Source organism: Duffyella sp. Ts4, from assembly GCF_051851875.1.
GTDB lineage: Bacteria > Pseudomonadota > Gammaproteobacteria > Enterobacterales > Enterobacteriaceae > Duffyella > Duffyella gerundensis.
The window spans coordinates 1-20,613 of sequence record NZ_JBLYPN010000021.1; the positions used below are offsets into that span (position 1 = coordinate 1).

A 20,613-nucleotide genomic window follows, 5' to 3' on the forward strand; every position below is an offset into this window, starting at 1 on the left:
GGAACTGCCAGGCATCAAACCAGAAGGGCCCCGCGCGAAAGCGCGGGGCCCTTTCCCATGGAAAAAATAAGGCGCTCTCCGGATTGCCGGGGCGACGCCCGCCCGCGGCGGGGTCGGGGGCTTTACCCGCCGGAGCGGCCGGCGATAATGCGGCCGGCCTGCGCGGCCCCGGCGGCGCGATCCCGGGCCCGAACCAGACCCTATCCCCAAATCCACTCTGATATATATAATTTTCCTTCTCCCGCAGCCTGCGATCGGTTTCAGGTTACTTATTGCGCCCATCATACACCCGGATCAGAAGCCCTTCATTCATCTGCAATCTCCTTTACAGGCTGGTTTTAAAGCATCAATTGTAATAATTGTGCTAAATGACGTTGCTGGCATTTAACTGCAAAATGATTTTTATTTGATTATGCAGGCCTATAAAAAAGGGCCCACGCTTTACATAAGGCCCTACTGAACTCTTCACTAAAAAACCTGCACTAAAACGTACGCCAAATATCCTGTAGCAATATTATGATTAGCCATCGCGTTAAACGGATGGCGTAACAAGTACTTCGAACGTGCCGCTATAACGTCCTAAAGGATAGGTTTCGCTGCGTTGTGCAGAAACAAAATTCACCCTTACACCGCGTTGTGGATCCGGTACGTCAGAAAAGTTGGGATAAACTTGCTGATTGTATACGGGAAAGCTGGTCGCTGACTCAGCTCCATCAGGGGTAATCCATGTTGTGTTTATTTTCATACGATCGTTATTTTCTGAGATAAGATCGCTATCATTCAACGCGTTGAACCGCAGGCCAACAGAATTAGCATTACCTATGAAATGAAATGCCGGTGTTCTGGCTGTCATATAACCGCCTTGGTTCTCCAGCACCAGGCTAATTGCACCGTTCGTCACATCTCGCCCATCAACATATATTCTTACGCTGGTACTGATCTCAGCCTGAACATCAATCGATGTTTTCACAGACGTTGCTGCTTGCACCGCGGGCACTGCAGCAAATGCCAGTAAAAATCTTGTAACTATGTTCTTTATCATTTTTTGTTACCCTTCCGGAGTAATGACAGCAGTTAGCCTGTCTGTTAAACGTGTACCGGCAGCCATACCTCGAGTTTGTTTACCTTCAAGTCGAAATTGAATCTCGATCTCTTCACTGGTCACTTCGCCTGCCGGAAGCTGCCCGTAGATCCTGTCGCTGGGCACGATACTCTTACCTGCAATAATAATGTGATAAGGCATACTTTCTTCCCCAGAAGGCGTGCGGAGCTGCCATTGATTATTAGATTGCTGTGTCGATTCAAACCCCAGCCGATAGGGCAATGCATTACTGGTAGCGAGTGCTGTTTTGGTAATGCGCAAACGCGCACTGGCCAGTGCATCACGTGTGTCACCCACTTCACCGAAGCCCAGTGCAGGTTTATCAAAACGTGCAGATAACACTGAAGCATCGGAATCGAGCGCGCTAAGATCCAGATAGATCGGCGACGTTGAAGCAGTATTGCCTACAGTTTGAGCACGAAGATGACCAATTTGCAGTCGTGTTGCTGAAGCCAGCTGCATCAATGCCCGTCTTTCACCTTTAAAGGAAATCTCAGGCTGCAGGTTTATCCAGCGTTGGCGGGAAACACTTTCAAGATGCCATGACGCACCGCACAGCAGTTTTTCGGATGATATTGCATGACGAAATGAGAGCGAAAATGAAGCCACACTAAGCATGCCATTTTCACACTGCGCCGTGCCGTCAGGAAGAAGCTGAATAGCCAGTGGTTTTTCCGCCGCCTGCTGAAATTGCACTATTCCTGCTCCGCCGGTGTTGCCACCCTCCGTCAGCATTTTAAAGCCGCCGCCCGGCTGAACATAAATCACCAGTGCCGTTTCCGCGCTGACATACAGCGGTAACAGCAGCGCACTGCAGAGCAGTAATTTCATCATCTGTTTACTCCCGATGTTGGCATTGCTCATAGACATGCAGTTTGCCATCCATTTCGAATGCCAGGCGTTTGCTGACGCTTAACGTACGTGGGTGCGTGGGATAGATATTGAATGATTTCCGATCTTGTCGACCGTCAATAACCAGGTTGCGCAACTCGCTGCGCACGTTGCCGGTTGCGGTTATTGTCCACGCCTTACCCTTACAATTCAGGCTAATTCCTCTGACATGCTTGCCCTCAGGCAGATACCGTAATAGCACGTCATAACCAACGGCAAAGCGAACCTTGCCTTTATCCAGCTCCTGTTCCGGGTAGCTGGGCCGAATTCGCAGCCGATAAACTGTTTCATGACTCACCGATTTAAGCGGCAGAATCCTGACTTTGCGCTCTTCGCCATAAGGGACAATCAGCTTGCTGGGGCTAAAAAGCAACGTCGGATCCGCTGCACCCAACTCTTTGATACGATTTTCATTGTTGTCACCAGGATTAGTGACTCTGAACAACTCCAGCGTCACAAATTCATAGCGTTCGCTATCAGTGGGCGTGGCGTTATCCTGTGCTCGTAATGCCGAACGTACAGAAATAAAGTTTTCACGAGGCGTATCCTGACGTATCTCTTTCACCACCGGAAAAACCTCAATAGCCTGCACGCTGGTCATCGCTAATACGACACAGAAAGGAAGCGTGTACCATTTATTCAATTTCACAATTCACCTCACGAATTTGCATAACGCCTTGCGTCATTTTGATCTCCTGCTCAATGAGCGGGCACAGGTAAGCCTGGCCATCCTTTTGCACTGAAAGCGCGTTAAGCTGCTGATGACTTTCCAGCTGATAATCACCTACGAACAATCCTTCCTCATCGGTCATGGCATTGGCGCCAACCACGCGGGCATTGGCCAAAGGGTGCCCCGCGAGATAAAGACGGCCGGTGACGGTAAGATTTTGAGTTGCGGCGAGCCTGACGTGATAAACCTGCCCGGGCATAGCCCAGGTGGAAGGACTTGTGGTTTTTAACGTATAAAAGGCATTATTTTTAACGGTGAACAACTGCTCCGCTTTCGGCGCAATCTTTTGATAAGGCGTCATACTCAACGTGGTTTTCTGTCCACCTTTAATGATTACCGGTTCATTACTGCGGTTTCGCACTTCGAATAACTGATCTTTTGGCAGCGTACTGGCATCCACGATTAGCGCCGCAGCATTTTCCATTTTTCCGAAGGCGATCTCGCCGCCACCGACGGCGAATCCGCCGCGTTGTGAAAGATAATGTTGGCGATAATCAGAGGTGCCGAAAGATTGCGAAACACCGACAGACGTCGAACCAAAGCGGTTATCAATGCTTGCACCCGCACCGATGTTGTTGCTGTCATCTGCGCTGCGGTTGACGCTGGCGTTGACAACATACCGGCTGGCGCGATCAAAAGCCGGATTATCCAGATTGAGCGCATAGTCAGCGCCGTAATTATTTTTATGATCGTCGCTCAGACGGGTCCGCACATGTAATGCCTGATAGTGATCAAAACTTCGTTCGCGCATACCGAGCGTTAACTGAGCATAAATACGATCTTCGGTAGTGTTGTTGTAGTTATACCGGCCAACGTATTCATTAATGCCGTGGTGATAGCCCACGTCAACGCGCAGGTTAAGGCTGTCAGCCAGAGAGAAGTCGCGGTTGAGATTAATATCCCAGCTTTTAAACGCTGATTTATTCTCACGTCCATACTGCTGATAAAACGTGTTCAACCCATAGCTCAGGCTCAGGCCGATATTCCCCGGAATAAATGTCGTGGCACCAAATTGCCATGATTCAAAATCCCATGCGGGTACCACGCCAAAACGTCGATAGCCCTCTTCATCACCTTTATACAGATAGTCCCGGTAGCTGAAATTAAGCCCGAGACGGTAGAGATTCTTCATCGCGCCGAGCTGATAGCCGCGGCTTCCCTGGTCGCCGTAAATGCCATCGGCATACAGACGCTCGGCAAACCAGCTGTTTATTGGTATATCCAGACTACTACTGGCAAAAAGACGGTTATCGTCTGTTAACAGGCCGCCGCCGACGGAAAATGCAGTTGGCGACGTCCAGGCAAGTGAAACATTGCTCACCAGATGATTGCTGATGTTATAGCGGCTGTTAATGCCGGCTTTTGTGCGGGCGAGCAGTGCTCCCTGGCGCGGGTCATAGCGGCCAAACTGCAGAATGTATTCAACCTCTCCAGAGTGAAAGGTGCCGTTACGCTTGAAAAATGGCTGGCTCTTCTCCTCTCTGGCACCGTTAATAAGCCTGGATACCAGCAGTACGTCGTAGCCGCCCGCTGGCCAGCTGGCGGTATCAAGATGCTGTAGCCCTGCCGGAAACTGTTGAATATCGATCATTCGCCCCTGGCGATAGACCTCAACGGTTCCCGCCTGGGGCAAATAAATCGTCACTGGTGAAGCCGCACCGGTGCCAGCAGAAAGATAGTTGTCGCCCATGTAACCCAGCGCGATACCATCAAAACTTACGGGGTTAAAAAAACTGTAGGATGCAGAAGGCGTGCCGGTAATAAAGTTGTCGCTAAGGCGCTGCCGGCCCATTTTAAAACGTTGATTCTTATGTTCCAGATAAAGCGCCAATTCCTCAAGACTAAAATCCGTTTCGCGTGCGTAACTCCATGCGCTTCGTAGATAGGTATTTCCGGTAAAATTAAGCATTTCGCTGGCGCTCAGGCTCAGGTTATCGCCATACGAATCAGCGAGATAATTAAGGTTGTGCGCATGGACAAATCCCGGGTTGCTCTGATAAGGAATAAAGCTTTTTTCCTTATCCGGGCGATCGCTACGAAACAAATTTGCTGGCAGAATCACACGTAACGTTGCGTTGCTCTCATCAAGCATGACACCAATATCACTGTCGCCAGCGGCATCTGCAGAAAGCCGCTTCAGAGGTGCCGATAACGCGGACAATAGCGCAGCCTGAGACAGAGTAAGCGAGGTAGCATCGGCCGTAAAAATTTGTTCGGCCACCGCAATCGGTGAGAGCAGCAATACATCCTGACGATCAAAATCAACGCTAAATGTACCCAGAGAAAGATCGCCATACAGCACCTCAAAAATGCCTTGTTGACGAGCATTAAAAATATCTTCAAAACCCTTAGGCACCGGTACCGCAGTTGAGGCGATTAACGATGCCGCGCAGAAAAAACTTATTATTGTAATAAGAGTGTTTTTTATATATGTAAAATTCATTATTTCTGTCTCTTTTTTAAATAACCGGCGTTAATAAAAGAGTGAAAGTATTAGCGTACTGCCCTTTGGTATAATCTCCTGCTAATTTTTCTGATGAAAAATGAATTTTCACACCATTTTGCACATTACTTTGGCCTACGTTGCGAATAACTGGCATTCTTAAATTCTGTAGCGCCTGATAAGATTCGCCACGGAAAATAAAATCGCCGCTGAGATTAATAGAGCTGTTACCGCCAGAAACCTGAGGCAATATGAAATGGGTTTCTGCAAAAACGATATCAGCCTGATCGATATTCCCAACAATATGAAAGAAACCCGATTCCCGTTCAAATTTTTGAGAAATACCATTAACCGGCAGAGTAAAATCAAAATTATCGCCTTCAATGGGTTTGTTCTCATAATAAAGAGAAACTCTGGCTACTGACTCAGCGGAAATATCAAGCAGAAGCTGCGCATCGTTATCCGCTGATGCCGCACTGCCCCACAGTAAAATCGTGGCGGGTAATAAAGTCGCAGAAAAAAAATTCATAGTTTACAGACAGGGGCGGCCAGGCCGACCCTGTTCCTTTAACAGTAATTAAGGTTTAGCTACGACGTTGGCGTAGACGGTACCGCTATAAGAGCCCTGACCAAGCTGGTCATAGTTTCTGTCAGAAACAAAACGGAAAACGACGGGTAATTCACCATGACTGCCATTAGGCAGCAGCGTGTAATCTTTGGTATCGCCTGAGTTGGCAAACTCCTGATTACCATTGGCGCTAATGGTCGTGATATTGTAAGTCAGATCATTCAGTACGTCGCCCTGTGTACTGGTCAGGTTAAAAGCGCCACCGGTAGCAGCATTGCCATCATCAAGCGTTAACGACATCTCCAGCTTGCTGACGTCATTATTCCACAGCCTCAGAGCAGTGGTTTGCGCTTCCATTTTTCCAGATGCCGCCGGCGTTAGTTCTACCAGCATATCGGTGACAGGACGGCCGCCCGGATCGGTAATCATTGCACTGTCAGGCACGTTGGCCGTTACGTTAAACTTGGTGTCATATTTACCGGGTGTTGCTGCTGTTACAGCTAGCGGTAATAAGAGTGTGGCGATTGCAGCTAATTTAAATCTCATTTTGATTATCCTTTATCAAATAATATTTGGCCTTTTGATATCTCTGCATATCTTTTAAAAGGCATGCTTATAATGCTATGCAGCCGTTTTATTAAAAATTGCGGCACAGATTACGCTTTTATAATGCAGTGAGAGAAGGGGTTTAATCTTTATCGCTTTTTTATTTACTCTTAAAATTCACCACCCTGGTGTTGTTTATTTCTTATGGAATCTTATATTTTATTGATCCTTTAAAATGTTATGGCCAACTTCCTCAAATACGGCGCGATGCAGACTTTCTTCAAGTTCTTTAACCGTGCCCGGCAGGTAAAAGTTTTTATCTCCGACGCACTTTTTCCAGTCGGCGGTAGGACGATAATTGATCCCAATAAAAGCAATTTTTCCGGTCGACTGGGTAGTGGAAATGGCCTGGCGAATACGATTGCACATACCCGCGTTGATTAACGCTGGCGTCAGGGTGATATCTTTGGGGTCGTCAGTACCATCGGAGACAATGATCAACACCTTGCGGGAAGCCGTGCCAGTGGCAAGGGCAGACGTACCGCGTAAGACACCACTGCTCACCAGCGTGCCTCCGTAGGCTGTCATACTCTGAAGTTGATTGATTCGGGTATAATCGGTCGTCAACGGCACTTTCCAGCTCGAGCTGCTTTTCAGGCAGTTACTTGGTAACACCGCAGAAAGTGGAATATTGATACTGTTCACAGGAGTAGGAATGGCAGCTACCGTGGCGGCGACATTGATGTTGTTTTGAAATTGCAGGGTTGGATTTTTGGCCAGTATGTCCGGCGGCATCGGCCTGTAGGGAACAAAAGGAAAGTCGCAGCGACTGCCCTCTTTTGTTCCCCAGCCAAATGGCACCAGGCCCACCTTATTGCCGACATCATATTGGTATAGCTCGCGTGCCAACTGCAACACAATGCGTTTTAATTCGCTGAGTTTGGTGCCGCGGGTACCAAAAGGCTCATTCATTGACCCTGAAAAATCGACCACAAACATCACATCCACGCTGGAGCGAAACTTACGCGCAGCGCCATTGCCACCTATCAACACATCTTTGTCAAAAGTGGGGAAAAAAGTTGAGGAGAACCAGGAGGTCTGTTGAGTTTGGCCACTTACCCGGTATTCGACATAGGAAAGGTTGCCGGGGCTAACGCCATTTCTCACCACCACGGTTGGACGCAGCACTGCTTTTTCCCGCGGCATGTACGCAGCGAAATAGGCCTGTGCCAGCGTGTAGTTACGTTGGGCGCCAGCGCCATTATTTTCAGCGGTAAGCGCCAGCGCAGCCTGTTCCATCGCATCAGACAAGCGGGCGCGCTCGGCAATATAGCGCGATCCCTCAAGACCTAATATTGAAATACTAAACAGGAAGCCGGACAGTATGACAAAACCAATGGCAAAGGCGCCTCGCCGATCGTCCCGGAAATCACGCAATAATCGTAATGGCGTATTAAGCATGTTCATGATGGTTCCTTGTGATATCAGAAGAACGGCCCGTCCTTCTTTTTCCTGTGATGCGCACATCAAGCAGGCTGCAGTCAGTACGACATCGACGCGATGTGAACCCTTTTCAGCGCGCCATGACAATAGCGAAAGAGGACAGCACCGGATGCTCCTCTTCTGACGTTAACCGTGTGTACATGCTCTGCGTCGGCAAACAGACCGTGACCTGGTAAAGCGGTACCCAGCGGCCATAGCTGCCTCGCGGTGACAAATCGATCAACTTATCCAGCGGCACCTTTGGCATACAAGCTTCACCCGCAGGCCATTTGCGATAGAGTCGAACGGTTTTACGATTATCATTTTGCCCGGTGGGATCGACGAAATGTACTTCCTCGACATACAGCGATAACCGGGAGAGGTCCGCTGACGTTTGCATATCCAACAGCATGCGTCGCGCCAGCGCCTTAATTTTAATCACGTCGTTCTGCTGTAGTTCTTCTCTTCCTGCAAAGAGTTGAATGCGTTCTCGCAGAACGCCAGCAACGGAATAAGAGGTGCGGTCAAGTTTGCCGGTCATTGCCTGGCGCACCATTAAATCGGCAAAAAACACCAGAAAAACGATCAGGAACAGCATGATAAAAACAAACTCAACGGCTATCGCACCGCGTCGATCAGTGCATAAACTGGGAGCGTTCATATTCTTGTACAAAGATCACCTCACGATTCAATAAGCTGTCGGCCCAAAACCCCGGGAAAAGGAAAAACATCGGTTCATAGCGATATTTAACCTGATAGCGTGCAATGGGTTGGTTACGGTAATTGCCGCTACTGCCGCCGCTGTTATTCATCTCATCAATGCTGCTGGCATAACCCATGGAGATATCCACCGCGTCCGAATTGGTCAGAAAGCGCCAGAGCGCGCCCGTTTGACGAAGCATGCGATCTTCAAAGCGCGTACGGTAATCACCGCTGGTGCTTGAGGGCACATTCTTGGCATCTTTGGCCGCTTCTGAAACCGCCAGATCGATAACCGACGAGACATAGGCCAGACGGCCTACTTCAGCGATAAAGAAGACGGTAAAAACAAAAAAGATAATCGTAAGGGCGAATTCAATCGATGCGGTTGCCGTGCGATCTTTAATAAATGAATAAACGCTTCGCATTAGCCAAATCCTCTGCCGGAAGGGGGAGATATTTGTGCCAGAGCGTTAATTAATGCCTCTGGCTGCGGCGAAAGATTCTCGTCGCGAATAATTTCTCGTGCATAACGTCTGTCACCGACTTTGACCAGCGCCAGCACCAGGTTGCGCATCAGCCGATCGTGTTTGCGCCCACGTAAATATTGCGGCAATAGCAGGTTGACGGCATCCTGGTAGCGACCATCGATCATGGCGAGCATGGCCAAATTATTCAGCGCAATATCATCAGCGATAAACAGCGAACGCGCCCGCTGCAATGATTTCTGCGCTTCTGTCAGCTGGCCATTTAATGCCAGCGCGACGCCACGAAGATTCCAGGCTTCAGCATGTTGTGGCTCACGCTGCATTATTTTTTCCGTTGCACGTACCGCTCGCGGGTATTCGCCCAGGGCGATCAGGTTTTGCGCCTGCAGCAGGTAACGCGGAATATCCGGATTATTCAGCAGCGGCTGCAGCGTCTGCAGTGAGCTTTTATAATCGCCAGACAAGTAATAATTACGTGCCAGCTTCATTCTGATTGCGGGATCGTCTTTTTCTCTCAGCCAGCTGCGATAAAGCGTAATCAAACCGTTGTAGTTATTAACCTTGAGCAGGATCTCTTCCTGGCTCTTTGCCTCCTGGCTATCAAATGTTTCGGGGCGTGCGCATCCAGCCAGCAGCAGGGCACAGAACAGCAGGCTTATTTTTTTAAAACAGTGCATTTTTCATAATCCTCAAAACACCAGGCGCGGCAATTAAAATGGTAATGGGAAACATGATGAACAGGATCAGCGGAATGCTCATGCGCGCTGAGAGCTTGCCGACTTTTTCCTCAGCGCTCAGCAGTTGCAGTTCACGCATATCGCGAGAGAGTTCAATCAGGTTGTCGTAGAGTGACGTGCCGTAATGCACGCTTTGTTGCAGGGTGGCGCAAAACATACGCATTTCGGTTTTATCTACCATGCGATAGAGTTCGCCCAGCGCTTCTTCCATACCGCTGACGTCTGCCCGTTTGGTTAACAGGCGCATCAGGCTGGAAAGATTGGCATCAATTTCTTCGCCGTTACGGGTAATGAACTTAATGGCATTTTCTACCGTCATACCGGCCTGAATGCAGACCGCCAGCAGGTCAACAAAATAGGGCAGTGCGTCCATCATTAGCTTATAACGCTGCGTAATTGCAGGCTTTTGTAACAGCCCTGGAATCACAATAATCAACACTAATAACAGCAGCATCACCATTACCAAATCCTGCGCACTCAGCGTAAACAGGCCGCTTTGCTCTGTGAGCGAAATAACTGCCATTACACACACCAGCGTGCCCATTTTTAGACTGAGTTGAGTATCAAGCTGCTTTAACAGGCTTAGCCAGCTGCTGTTATCGATAAGGATATTGTCCACATCGATAGTGCTTTGACGGACGTGTTGTCGATCTTTCTCCACGCCAGCAATGATGCGCTGCTGCTGGCGCAGCCGATAATGATGGCGGCAGGCCATGAAGGCGATAACAAAACCTGAAAGCAGCATCAGCAGATAAAAGAACATCGTCATACTGCTCTCCTGAGCAACAGCCAAATGATCAGCATGCCGATACATTCACTGGCAATAACGTAATAGAGGATGAGCTGACCGGTTGGGTCATTAATAATAAAATCGAAATTCTCCGGGCTGAGATACTTCATGCCGCAGAAAAAAAGCAGCGGTATAGCCGCCACAATTTTTGCTGAGGCGCGCGCTTCTGAGGTCATCGCCAGTTTACGCCGAGACATATTGCGGCTGTTGGTGACAATGCGATTCAGCCGCGCAATCAGCATACGCAGCTGTCCACCGTGTTGCAGGCTAATCAGCATTACGGCGACAAAGAAATAAAATTCCCGATAACGGTATTCGCGGCAGGCGTCATTGAGCACACGCTCAGGCTCTTCGCCGAGATTCAGGCGGCGATCGATACGGCGAAAGCTGTTGCCCAGCGGGCCTTCAATACTTTCGCCACAGCGATGCAATGCCTGATGAATACTGTTGCCAGCAGAAATAGAGGCATTGATCACCGACAAAACCTCTGGAAAGGCATTTTCAAAATAGCGGCGTTCAAGCGTGCGGCCAATGCTGATTTGCGCCATAAACAGCAGCGGCAGGATCATGGGAATGAACAGCCACAGCCGAAACTGCAGCCAGTTGGCGTTGAGAAACAGCAGTGCACACAGGGTGGCAATCGCCGCCAGCGCGCCTTTGCTCTCTTTTAAGGTGCGATTACCCAGCGCATAACTTTGCCATTCCAGCCAGCGCGCCTGCATATAGCGTAAGGGAGGAAAGACCGTGCTGCTGGTATGACGGGGGATAATGGCGTGGCGTAATTTGTTCCAGCTGCGGTAATTGAGCAGCAGCAGCACGATTCCCGCCAGCAGAATAAAATAAGCCATGACTTACTCCATTCCAAAGAGCTGCTTCAGCTCGTCGGACAGGCTGAACATGGCTGCATTGCGCATGACTACCGAGCGCAGCAGCAAGCCGTGATTTAAGAATTCACCCTGGATGCGGCCTTCAGGTGTGCGCTCGGCGTGCGTCGCGAAGGTGAAAATATCCTGCAGAATGACCCGTTCACCTTCGATGCCCATGACTTCACTGATGTGCATGATTTTTCGTGAACCGTCGTTGAGGCGCGAGACCTGAATAACCAGGTTAATAGCGGAAACAATGTTGCGACGCACCGATTCCATGGGAATGTGCATGCCTGCCATCATCACCATATTTTCCAGACGTGAAATGGCGTCGCGTGGGCTATTGGCATGCAGGGTGGACATTGAGCCGTCATGACCGGTATTCATCGCCTGCAACATCTCAAAGGTTTCTTCACCACGGCATTCGCCGACGATGATGCGATCCGGTCGCATCCTCAACGCATTAACCAGCAGAGCACGCATGGTGATTTGACCGGTGTTTTCCAGTCCGGCCAGGCGCGTTTCCATGCGCAGTACATGAGGCTGCATCAGGCGCAACTCCGCAGCATCTTCCATCGTGATGATGCGCTCGCTGGAGTCGATATATTTCGACAGCGCGTTCAATAGCGTGGTTTTACCGGAGCCGGTGCCGCCCGAGATAATGATGTTGGCGCGGCAGCGGGTAGCAATAATAAGAAAGTTAGCCATCTGGCTGTTGAGCGCGCCGAAGCGCATCAAATCCGTCAGCTCAATGTTATTTTTACCAAACTTACGGATTGAAATTGAGGTGCCGTCGAGCGCAATCGGCTGAATGGCGACGTTAAGGCGGCTGCCATCCGGCAGGCGAGCATCGACCAGCGGACGACTCTCATCCAGGCGTCTTCCTACCCGCTGCACCAGCCGTTTGGCAATATCCGTCAGCTGTTGATTATTGATAAATCGAGCGCTGGAAAGCTCAAGTTTGCCGGCACGTTCAATGTAAATCTGGCCGGGACCGTTTACCAGAATATCGCTGATCTCATCATCTTCCAGCAGCGTGCGCAGAGGTCCAAAGCCGGTGATCTCATCCGCCATGACCTCCGCCATCGCATGCTGTGCCTGACTGTTGAGATAAAGGTTTTGGCTAAGGATAACCTGCTCGAGAATGCGGTTCATCTCTGCCAGCAGCAGCGTGCGATCCTGGACCAGCTGCTCAATTTTATTGACGTCGATGTTCTCCATGACGCCTTCGCGTAAGGTTTCCTGTAGCTCCAGGCTTATGTTCATTTACGGATCCTTGTCATCGGTAGGAGACGTTTCAACAGGGAAGAGGAGGTTGCTGGCGATTCGCCAAGGATCTGCCGCACCAGCATATCGATCTGTGGGATCGTGTGTGCAGCAGCGATCGCCTGTTTACGCTGATAGGGGATCAGCATGTCGATATGGCGCCCCAGCAGCGATACAATATCTTCCTGACTCAGCATGTCTGCTGTGTACGGACGCACGTCGTTAAGGCAAAGCAGCAGACGGCGTGATTTCTGCCTGGCGCGATTAATGGTCTCAACCAGTTCCATAACCTGCCGCACCACCCGCACCGAGGTCATTGAGCGATCCAGCACCAAAACCAGGCAGGCGGAATGTTCAGCAGTGTGGCGCTGTACCTCTTTGGTCAACGTGTGAATAGCCTGTTCAAAAATCACGAAGTTAAAATTGAAAAAGCTTTCGCTGGTTAAATCAGGTAACTGAGTCTGCCGGGCGAACATCACCTGCAGGTGTTTGCCTACTGAGGTCACTTCCTGGGCGAGCTTTTTACCGGCCAGTAAATCGAGATCCTGAGAAGCCGCGGCGCCTTGAATCATCAGCGTCGGTACCTGACGCAGCTGGGCAATGCGGTTAGCTATCTGCCAGGCCAGATAGGAGCCCCCGGTACCGCCTTTGCAACCCAGGATGCTGATGCTGATAGCATTGCGTCGAACGCTGAGGGTAAGTCCATTGACGGCGGCTTCAGTAATGGCATCACGCTGCGCAAAAAGGTTGAAGTAGCGCATGCCATGATCGGCGAAGCGCTGTGCCAGCGTGATCGAATCACTGTCGCCTACCACTCCGCACCAGACACTGCGTGGCACCAACGCCAGCAGAGCGGTAATAATCTGCTCCGGCAAGCGGTCCTGCTCAATGTCCACCAGCAGACCATAGGTTCCCGCAGGGATATCCAGATGCGTGATAGCGGTTATGTGGCGCGTTATGATCTCTATATGCGGAAAACCGGCCAGGCGAAGCAGACTGGCCAGATCCTGGCTTCTTTCTGGCTGCGCAGAAATGACATAAAACACTCTTTCAGCCTGGGAGGATCGCTCCTCCTTTTGGGGAAATAACAGCATCTGACTCGCACCTCAGAAGAAATATTTTTCGGGATTCACCAGCGATGAGCTCAGCGCATTATTGAGTGCACAGCCGGGGTCATCACTGGCATCAAAACGCCAGTTCTGGGTGGCATAGGTGCATTCGGGCAGGCGAAGCTGAATACGTTCAATTTGTATTTCAATACCGGCAAGCGGCTGAGAGCGAAAGATGCCGCGTTCCAGTTGCAACCTGATGCGCTCGGGCGACAGGTCGCGCGCAATCAGGCGCTGGCGTAAGATTTCTGCTTCCTGAGTGAATGCCGGATCTGACCAGAGCAGGCGAATTTGTCCGTTGAAGTTGTCGCCGGTTATGTCCAGTACGTTGTTCAGTGCGGCTTCGCGCGCGGTTTCACTGCTCTCAAATACGCTAACAAACTGTTCGCTGATGTGCGGCAGATCGCTGGCGGCATGGGGGCTGGTGGCTGTTATCCAGAGTGGAAATAACAGGCAGACGTAAGCGCATCTCATTTTATAAACCCTCCTTGTTCGACAAATTGCTCAGCCAGCTGGCGGTTACGGCGATCGCTAATGCCGTCGACGTTCAGAAAACGAGCAAGCGTTGAAGTACGCTGGAAATCGGGCAGGGTGATTTGTCGGGCCGTCACGGGCTTGACCAGGTTGACCGTAGCGACGACGATCAGCTCGCTGTGTGAACGCTCGGTTTGAGCATGACGAAACAGTGCACCAAGTAGTGGAATATCACCGATGAATGGCAGGCGAGAAAGCGCTTCACGTTCGTTTTGGCTCAGCAAACCGCCCAGTAAAAAGCTTTCGCCGTCAGCCAGCTCAACGGTGGTTTTGGCTCGTCGCGTTTGAAACGCGGGAAAAGACTGTGCGGCATCTATGTTGTAAGCGCCATCAACGCTGCTCACTTCATGTCCAAGCGTCACGCGGATACGCTGGCTGTCGCTTACCCGCGCACCCACATTGAGTTTTATGCCGAATTCTTTGTACTGCACTGATGTACCGCTGACCGAGCTGAAAACGATCGGCACCTCGCCACCCACTAAAAACTCAGCCGTTTCGCCGGAAATCACCGACAGATTAGGCTCAGCCAGCACACGAGCTACGGTGTCGTTGCGAATTGCCTGCACCATGCTGCTAAGCGTGTCGGCGCTGAATTTTACAAAGCGAAAGGTGCCCGGCGTGAGGCTGCCGTTAGCGCTACCAATGGTGCCCCAGTCAATTCCGACGTTGTCGGTAAAGCTTTTAGTGACCTCAACCACGGAAAGCTTCACGTTGATTTGGTTGGTTACCGGCAGTTTCAGCTTATTGATGACGTCCTGATACACCACCTCATCCAGCCAGCTTGAGCTGTCGTTACCGCCGCCGCCAGCGTCTGCGGCTACATCAGTTACCTGCTTTTTATTCACGATACGTTGCGCGCCAACGCCTTCTCCGACAATTTGATAAATTTTGTCGCGATCGTCCTCCGTGGCTGCTGTACCGCTTAATACATAAGTTTTGCCTAACTTTTGAATCGTGACCCGACTGTCGGGCGCCACCTCACCAATACGTTTTTGTACCGCTCCGAGCATCGGATCTACCACTAAGGTGACGCGCAACAGTTGCTCACTGGCCTGATCAAGCACGTTCAAATCGGTACGGCCATTTTCCTGGGCGTAGACAAGCAAGCTTTTTTCACCAATGACTTCGTAATCAGCAACGCGTGGAGAGGTGATAAACACCGTGGCTATACGTTCTGCAGTCTGAAACATATGGGAATCGCCAGGTTCCATATAAAGCTCCTGCGCAATAGCCGTTTGAGAAAGCAGTATGCTGGTGGCCAGAAAAAAAATACGACCTGATACAGAAAGCAATTCTGCGAATGGTGCCATGACACAATGTCGTTTCACTTATTACCCCTTAATTCCCGAACCGCATGAAACTGCGGTAAGACTTCGGACAGCGTTATCTTTTTATTCAAATTCTCATCATTACCCTGTGAAGGAAAAATAAGCAGTTCACCTGATTTCTCCACTACCTTGAGTTTGGTTAATTGTGGTAACGACAAGCGAAGCAGCACCTCACCGATAGGTGCATTATCATTGAGTGATGTGTTTTCTGAACGCTTATACTGTTTAATATTGATAACATCGACGGAGTCCATCAGCTTACTGATAACGTAACGTTTATTCTCTTTTGTGGTACTGCTGTCTTCGTTACCCAATTTAAAGTTAATGGTCTTAGCCGTATTGTCCTCTTCTATTCTTAAAAATAAAGAAACTTTCTCACCAATATTAAGCGTTGAGAGTAGATAAGAATCATCTGTGCTGAGATGGACAGCGTAAGGGAATTCACTTTGCTTCAGACTATTCTGTATAAAGGTTTTACTTTCTGGTGATTCTATCATTTCAGGAATGATAGCACTGCCTTTAGCTATATTATTACGCACCAGAGAACCATTAAGTCTTCCGCTGTTATTTAAGGATAGTTCACGAATATCTTGCGCATCTTTATCGATCTCAATCTCTCGCAGGCGATATCCGGATGCGTTTAATATCTCATAATGATTCAAATCGCGCGTAGCCTCAGCAATAAATATTGAACGTTTATCACTTGAGGTGTTCAATTTTTCAGCAGGAGGCAGTAAGCTTTCTTTTTTCTGTAAGAAGATACCAGTTATTCCAACGGCAATAACAATCAGTGAGGTAAAAAAAAGCATTCTGTGATTCATGACCGATCCTCGTTACTGTACTGCAATCGTGGTTGGATAAATTAAAATAAAGGCCAGCGACATAGCGACAGCATAAGGCACGCCGTGATCCAGCGTACTTCTGCGAAATGCAATCAGTCCGACAATGGCAATAACACCGCCAAATAAAAGTGTAGTTATCAAAAATGTGAGCAAAAAAGAATTGAAAAAGGCTAAAGACAATATCGTTAGCAGTTTTACATCGCCACCGCCCATGGTATGAAACATAAAAAGAATAAAGCACAGGATAAAAACAATAAAAGCCGCGGCGATGTTAGGCATTTTCTCCTGCATGATAAAAAGTGGAATAAACAATAAAATCAACATCAACAGGCTGAAATGGCTGATGATGCGTGTTGTGATATCTTTCCATGCTATATACAGCAGTAAGAGCGAAACGAAGAAAAAATCCAGCTTAATCCACCAGTCCATGTTACTGCTCTTAAAAAAATTTATAAAAGCTGTAAAAACCCAAAGGATGAGCTTTTACAGCAGAGTGCTCGTAATGATTTTCTAAGCAGCGCAGCCCAGCTTATGGTGCCTTTTGACTTATATCTCTAATGGCACTGCCGATTGTATCAAATGCTTTCTTCAGTTCGCCCAGTAACCCCGTACTTTGAGAACCTAATACCAGACTTAGCAGAGTAGCAATTGCAACACCGATAAGTGCATATTCAATTGCTGTTACGCCACGTTTATCACGTGTCAATGCACGTAAGTTCATCAGAGTAAAAATATAACCACGGTTAATAATATCTTGCATTTTCTTTCTCCTTAATTTTCCGCCTGTCCTTTTGTTGGACATCATAGTGCCGACTGCCTTCACCTGTTAGCAGAGGACATGAGCATTTAACGAAATATTGTCTACGCTGTCCCTGGAGAGATTATATTATTTTTTATTTTTCATTGTTATTTATCAACCGGCATGATGTATTTCACAACCAATACTGTAAGTGTCGTTAGCCAACAGACGGCTAATATCGCCATGATTGAAATAAAATGATCAAAGCGACTTTTAGCCGGTTTTTTGGGTACTGCTTTGATGCTTGCCATTGACGTAGCTTCATGTTCCGCGGGTAGCGATACGTCCTCATGTTCAACAGCTATTGCCGGATGTTGTTTTTCCTTCACTGCAAGCGGCTTAACGGTGACCTTTCCGGTATATTTCACTCCCCGACGAGGAATCGTTTTAATCAACGCGCCTGACAAACCTACCAACTCAAATGCTTTACGTAAGGCATATATTTGTCCGTAATAACTGCTGTCACTGACGACACCACGTTGCTCGTGCCAAATCTGGTTGATGATTTTTTGTTTGTCATTCTCTCCATCCAACAGAAGGATTAGAAACCGGTAACTGTTTTCCGACAGGTTGACCACGTGCCCTGACAGGCTGATCAAAAACCGTTTCTCCGGGAGAAACTGTACGCCGTTATCAAGAAAGAAGATTAATTCATTGTGTTCGGATCCATTTGCCATAACGTTTCCTTAATAATTACTGATACGTTGCACGTTTTAGTCCTGTTTTGATTTAGTGATCATAGCAAGACGTATCGAGTAGCTATGTGCACATTATAATTATGCTGTTTTTCATTGCATCTCATTAAACCTCATTAAAGCTCTTTAGCTTACCAACGCAAAATTTTGAGCAAGATGAGAACAGTGATAGAAAGCCAATAATAGATAATTAAGAAATAATAATATATTTTATTAATGAATTTTAGTATGCCAATTTTGTATATTACTCATTAGATGATTACGTGTCTTTCCGATTTTTATCCTGGGCAGGTTTATGGAGGAATATACGTTATGATTTCGTCGAAAGATATCTCATTAGTTCGATGTTGATTAAAAAAATCAGCAAGTTAAAGAATTTGATGCGCTGTTATCGACTTAATCGTCATTATATGAAATGAATTCATTGTGTTTGATATTTTTTAATTATTACTTGCTATCATTTCACTAAGAACGTTCTTGAATATTATTTGAGACCTGTCTTTTAATCATCAGCGCAGTGTCTTTATTGCCTGGTTTTTCCTCACGATGAGCGACAAGAATTGTACCCGGATGACGCATTGACCGCGGAACGCAGCGGCAAAATCTCCTGCCCGCTATGACAGGGATCGGGTACACTACGAGGCAGATAATTCAGTCAGTCAGGGCGTTATGATGTCTCTTTCTCCTACCTCTTTAGTATCCTGGAATACCTTTCATATTGATGTAAATGCAGCATCAGTTAACGTTGCCGACAATAGCGAAACGCTGGCGCATCTGTGGCAGGCGAGTCAGCGCCGACAGGAGCCTGTATTGCTGTTGGGCGAGGGCAGTAATGTGCTTTTTCTGGAGGACTTTGCCGGACAAGTCATTATCAATCGTATTAAGGGTATTGAGATAACAGAAAAGGAACATGCCTGGCATCTGCATGTTGGTGCAGGTGAAAACTGGCATCAGTTGGTTGAGTACGCGCTGAAAAAAGGGATTCCAGGACTGGAAAATCTTGCCATGATTCCTGGCTGCGTTGGATCCGCGCCGATTCAAAATATTGGTGCTTACGGCGTTGAGCTTCGGCAGATTTGTGAGTATGTCGATGTACTGCATCTGGCATCGGGAACGCAAGAGCGTTTGTCTGCCGAAGGTTGTCAATTTGGCTATCGTGACAGCATCTTCAAGCACCATTATCAACAGGGCTACGCCATCGTTGCAGTAGGCTTTGTGCTGTCGAAAGCCTGGACGCCGGTAATGACCTATGGCGATTTGACCCGCCTGGATGCTGACAACGTTACGCCGCAGCAAATCTTCGATAGCGTATGCCAGATGCGGAGCAGTAAATTGCCCGATCCCAATGTAACCGGTAATGCAGGAAGCTTTTTTAAAAATCCTGTTGTCACGGCCGAGCAGGCAGCAGAGATCCAGCGAGCCTATCCTCATGCGCCTGTTTATCCACAGCCGGAAGGGACAATGAAACTGGCCGCGGGCTGGCTGATTGAACAGTGCGAACTGAAAGGGTTTCAGATTGGCGGTGCCGCAGTGCATCGCCAGCAGGCGCTGGTATTGATTAATCAGCATCAGGCAACGGCTCAGGATATCGTGGCGCTGGCGAAAACCGTACGCGAACGTGTCGGGGAAAAATTTTCTGTCTGGCTGGAGCCTGAAGTCCGATTTATCGGTGCCGGCGGCGAACGTAATGCAGTTGAGGTAATTTCATGAAGGACCACACTATCCCTTTAAAGCTGGTTGCTGCGCTTGCTGACGGTGAGTTTCATTCTGGTGAGCAATTGGGCGAAGCCTTGGGCATGAGCCGTGCAGCGATCAACAAGCATATGCAAACGTTGAAAAGCTGGGGGCTGGATGTTTACACGGTAACCGGCAAGGGTTATAGCCTGCCAGGTCCAATCCAGCTATTAGATGAAGCGGCCATTCTTGCCCGTCTTCATCAGCCTAACCTGGCAATCATTCCTGTTATTGATTCAACGAATCAATATTTGCTGGATCGTCTGAGTGAGTTGCAGTCGGGTGATGCCTGTATTGCTGAATATCAACAGGCCGGACGCGGAAGGCGCGGGCGGCAGTGGTTCTCACCTTTTGGCGCCAACTTATATATGTCGATGTACTGGCGATTAGAGCAGGGCCCGGCGGCGGCGATGGGACTGAGTTTAGTCATCGGCATTATCATGGCTGAAGTATTACAGGCGTTGGGTGCGCCGGATGTCAGAGTTAAATGGCCCAACGATCTCTATCTTAAGGACCGGAAGCTGGCGGGCATCCTGGTTGAGCTTACGGGTAAAACTGGCGATGCCGCACAGATTGTTATGGGTGCTGGCATCAATCTGGCGATGCGCTCTGCTGATGCGGCACAAATTAATCAGGGATGGATTAATCTGCAGGAAGCTGGCATTGCGATTAATCGCAATGAACTGGCGGCAAAGCTCATCAACAGTCTGCGTGAAGCATTAGCGCTCTTCGAGCAGGAGGGGCTGGTGCCCTTTATCGGTCGATGGGCTGCGCTGGATAACTTTATCGATCGGCCGGTGAAATTGATCATGGGCGATCGGGAAGTCTATGGGATAGCTCGGGGTGTTGATAAACAGGGTGGGTTGTTGCTGGAGCAGGAGGGAGAAATCAAATCCTGGATGGGCGGCGAAATCTCATTGCGACCTCAATAATAAAAAAGCCTGCTTCTCGCAGGCTTTTTTTA

General features: G+C 48.7%; 22 protein-coding genes. 2 read left to right on the plus strand and 20 right to left on the minus strand.

The window, feature by feature from the left end; all coding sequences use genetic code 11:
* Nucleotides 1–532: 532 nt before the first annotated feature.
* From ACJY2L_RS18855 to ACJY2L_RS18950, 20 genes are all read right to left on the minus strand, one after another.
* The gene (locus ACJY2L_RS18855) at nucleotides 533–1,042 is read right to left on the minus strand and encodes a hypothetical protein (protein WP_439214670.1); all 510 of its coding nucleotides are present in this window, start codon (nucleotides 1,040–1,042) and stop codon (nucleotides 533–535) included.
* A 6-nt stretch (nucleotides 1,043–1,048) separates the two neighbouring features.
* Nucleotides 1,049–1,936 (minus strand): hypothetical protein, encoded by an 888-nt coding sequence (locus ACJY2L_RS18860; RefSeq protein WP_439214668.1) that lies wholly within the window; start codon nucleotides 1,934–1,936, stop codon nucleotides 1,049–1,051.
* Nucleotides 1,937–1,940: 4 nt separating this feature from the next.
* Entirely contained in the window at nucleotides 1,941–2,642 is a 702-nt protein-coding gene (locus ACJY2L_RS18865; RefSeq protein ID WP_439214666.1) for a hypothetical protein, read from the minus strand.
* The gene (locus tag ACJY2L_RS18870) at nucleotides 2,629–5,079 is read right to left on the minus strand and encodes a TcfC E-set like domain-containing protein (protein ID WP_439214664.1); all 2,451 of its coding nucleotides are present in this window, start codon (nucleotides 5,077–5,079) and stop codon (nucleotides 2,629–2,631) included. The genes ACJY2L_RS18865 and ACJY2L_RS18870 overlap by 14 nt, the downstream gene beginning before the upstream one ends.
* 103 nt (nucleotides 5,080–5,182) lie before the next feature.
* On the minus strand, nucleotides 5,183–5,695 hold the full coding sequence (locus ACJY2L_RS18875) for a hypothetical protein (protein ID WP_187488808.1): 513 nt from the start codon (nucleotides 5,693–5,695) through the stop codon (nucleotides 5,183–5,185).
* 48 nt (nucleotides 5,696–5,743) lie between these two features.
* Nucleotides 5,744–6,280, minus strand: a complete 537-nt coding sequence (locus ACJY2L_RS18880; protein ID WP_439214663.1) for a hypothetical protein — start codon at nucleotides 6,278–6,280, stop codon at nucleotides 5,744–5,746.
* Nucleotides 6,281–6,499: 219 nt separating this feature from the next.
* Nucleotides 6,500–7,747 (minus strand): TadE/TadG family type IV pilus assembly protein, encoded by a 1,248-nt coding sequence (locus ACJY2L_RS18885; protein WP_439214662.1) that lies wholly within the window; start codon nucleotides 7,745–7,747, stop codon nucleotides 6,500–6,502.
* A 106-nt stretch (nucleotides 7,748–7,853) separates the two neighbouring features.
* Nucleotides 7,854–8,360: a tight adherence pilus pseudopilin TadF gene (gene tadF, locus ACJY2L_RS18890; RefSeq protein WP_439214660.1), complete on the minus strand. Its 507-nt coding sequence runs from the start codon at nucleotides 8,358–8,360 to the stop codon at nucleotides 7,854–7,856.
* Nucleotides 8,361–8,397: 37 nt separating this feature from the next.
* Nucleotides 8,398–8,889, minus strand: a complete 492-nt coding sequence (locus ACJY2L_RS18895) for a TadE/TadG family type IV pilus assembly protein (protein ID WP_439214659.1) — start codon at nucleotides 8,887–8,889, stop codon at nucleotides 8,398–8,400.
* Nucleotides 8,889–9,626 (minus strand): tetratricopeptide repeat protein, encoded by a 738-nt coding sequence (locus ACJY2L_RS18900; protein WP_067434462.1) that lies wholly within the window; start codon nucleotides 9,624–9,626, stop codon nucleotides 8,889–8,891. The genes ACJY2L_RS18895 and ACJY2L_RS18900 overlap by 1 nt, the downstream gene beginning before the upstream one ends.
* Nucleotides 9,613–10,455 carry a type II secretion system F family protein gene (locus ACJY2L_RS18905; protein ID WP_439214658.1) on the minus strand — a complete coding sequence of 281 codons (843 nt, stop codon included), beginning with the start codon at nucleotides 10,453–10,455 and terminating at the stop codon, nucleotides 9,613–9,615. The genes ACJY2L_RS18900 and ACJY2L_RS18905 overlap by 14 nt, the downstream gene beginning before the upstream one ends.
* On the minus strand, nucleotides 10,452–11,324 hold the full coding sequence (locus ACJY2L_RS18910; protein WP_439214656.1) for a type II secretion system F family protein: 873 nt from the start codon (nucleotides 11,322–11,324) through the stop codon (nucleotides 10,452–10,454). Before ACJY2L_RS18910 ends, ACJY2L_RS18905 begins: the two co-directional genes overlap by 4 nt.
* Nucleotides 11,325–11,327: 3 nt before the next feature.
* On the minus strand, nucleotides 11,328–12,608 hold the full coding sequence (locus ACJY2L_RS18915; RefSeq protein WP_209501122.1) for a CpaF family protein: 1,281 nt from the start codon (nucleotides 12,606–12,608) through the stop codon (nucleotides 11,328–11,330).
* Nucleotides 12,605–13,654 (minus strand): tight adherance operon protein, encoded by a 1,050-nt coding sequence (locus ACJY2L_RS18920; protein WP_187488811.1) that lies wholly within the window; start codon nucleotides 13,652–13,654, stop codon nucleotides 12,605–12,607. Before ACJY2L_RS18920 ends, ACJY2L_RS18915 begins: the two co-directional genes overlap by 4 nt.
* Nucleotides 13,655–13,714: 60 nt before the next feature.
* Complete coding sequence (locus tag ACJY2L_RS18925; RefSeq protein WP_439214654.1) at nucleotides 13,715–14,191, minus strand: hypothetical protein; 477 nt, start codon at nucleotides 14,189–14,191, stop codon at nucleotides 13,715–13,717.
* Nucleotides 14,188–15,561 (minus strand): type II and III secretion system protein family protein, encoded by a 1,374-nt coding sequence (locus ACJY2L_RS18930; protein WP_439214673.1) that lies wholly within the window; start codon nucleotides 15,559–15,561, stop codon nucleotides 14,188–14,190. The genes ACJY2L_RS18925 and ACJY2L_RS18930 overlap by 4 nt, the downstream gene beginning before the upstream one ends.
* 14 nt (nucleotides 15,562–15,575) lie before the next feature.
* Entirely contained in the window at nucleotides 15,576–16,400 is an 825-nt protein-coding gene (locus ACJY2L_RS18935) for a pilus assembly protein CpaB (RefSeq protein ID WP_439214652.1), read from the minus strand.
* A 12-nt stretch (nucleotides 16,401–16,412) separates the two neighbouring features.
* Complete coding sequence (locus tag ACJY2L_RS18940; protein WP_439214650.1) at nucleotides 16,413–16,850, minus strand: A24 family peptidase; 438 nt, start codon at nucleotides 16,848–16,850, stop codon at nucleotides 16,413–16,415.
* A 100-nt stretch (nucleotides 16,851–16,950) separates the two neighbouring features.
* Nucleotides 16,951–17,181 carry a Flp family type IVb pilin gene (locus ACJY2L_RS18945; RefSeq protein ID WP_439214649.1) on the minus strand — a complete coding sequence of 77 codons (231 nt, stop codon included), beginning with the start codon at nucleotides 17,179–17,181 and terminating at the stop codon, nucleotides 16,951–16,953.
* Between the two features lie 146 nt (nucleotides 17,182–17,327).
* Nucleotides 17,328–17,897: a winged helix-turn-helix domain-containing protein gene (locus tag ACJY2L_RS18950; RefSeq protein ID WP_439214647.1), complete on the minus strand. Its 570-nt coding sequence runs from the start codon at nucleotides 17,895–17,897 to the stop codon at nucleotides 17,328–17,330.
* 690 nt (nucleotides 17,898–18,587) lie between these two features.
* Here ACJY2L_RS18950 and murB point away from each other — a divergent pair.
* Both murB and birA read left to right on the plus strand, forming a co-directional pair.
* Nucleotides 18,588–19,625, plus strand: coding sequence for a UDP-N-acetylmuramate dehydrogenase (gene murB, locus ACJY2L_RS18955; protein WP_187487202.1), 1,038 nt, complete (start codon nucleotides 18,588–18,590; stop codon nucleotides 19,623–19,625).
* Nucleotides 19,622–20,581, plus strand: a complete 960-nt coding sequence (birA, locus tag ACJY2L_RS18960; RefSeq protein ID WP_439214645.1) for a bifunctional biotin--[acetyl-CoA-carboxylase] ligase/biotin operon repressor BirA — start codon at nucleotides 19,622–19,624, stop codon at nucleotides 20,579–20,581. Before murB ends, birA begins: the two co-directional genes overlap by 4 nt.
* Nucleotides 20,582–20,613: the final 32 nt, after the last annotated feature.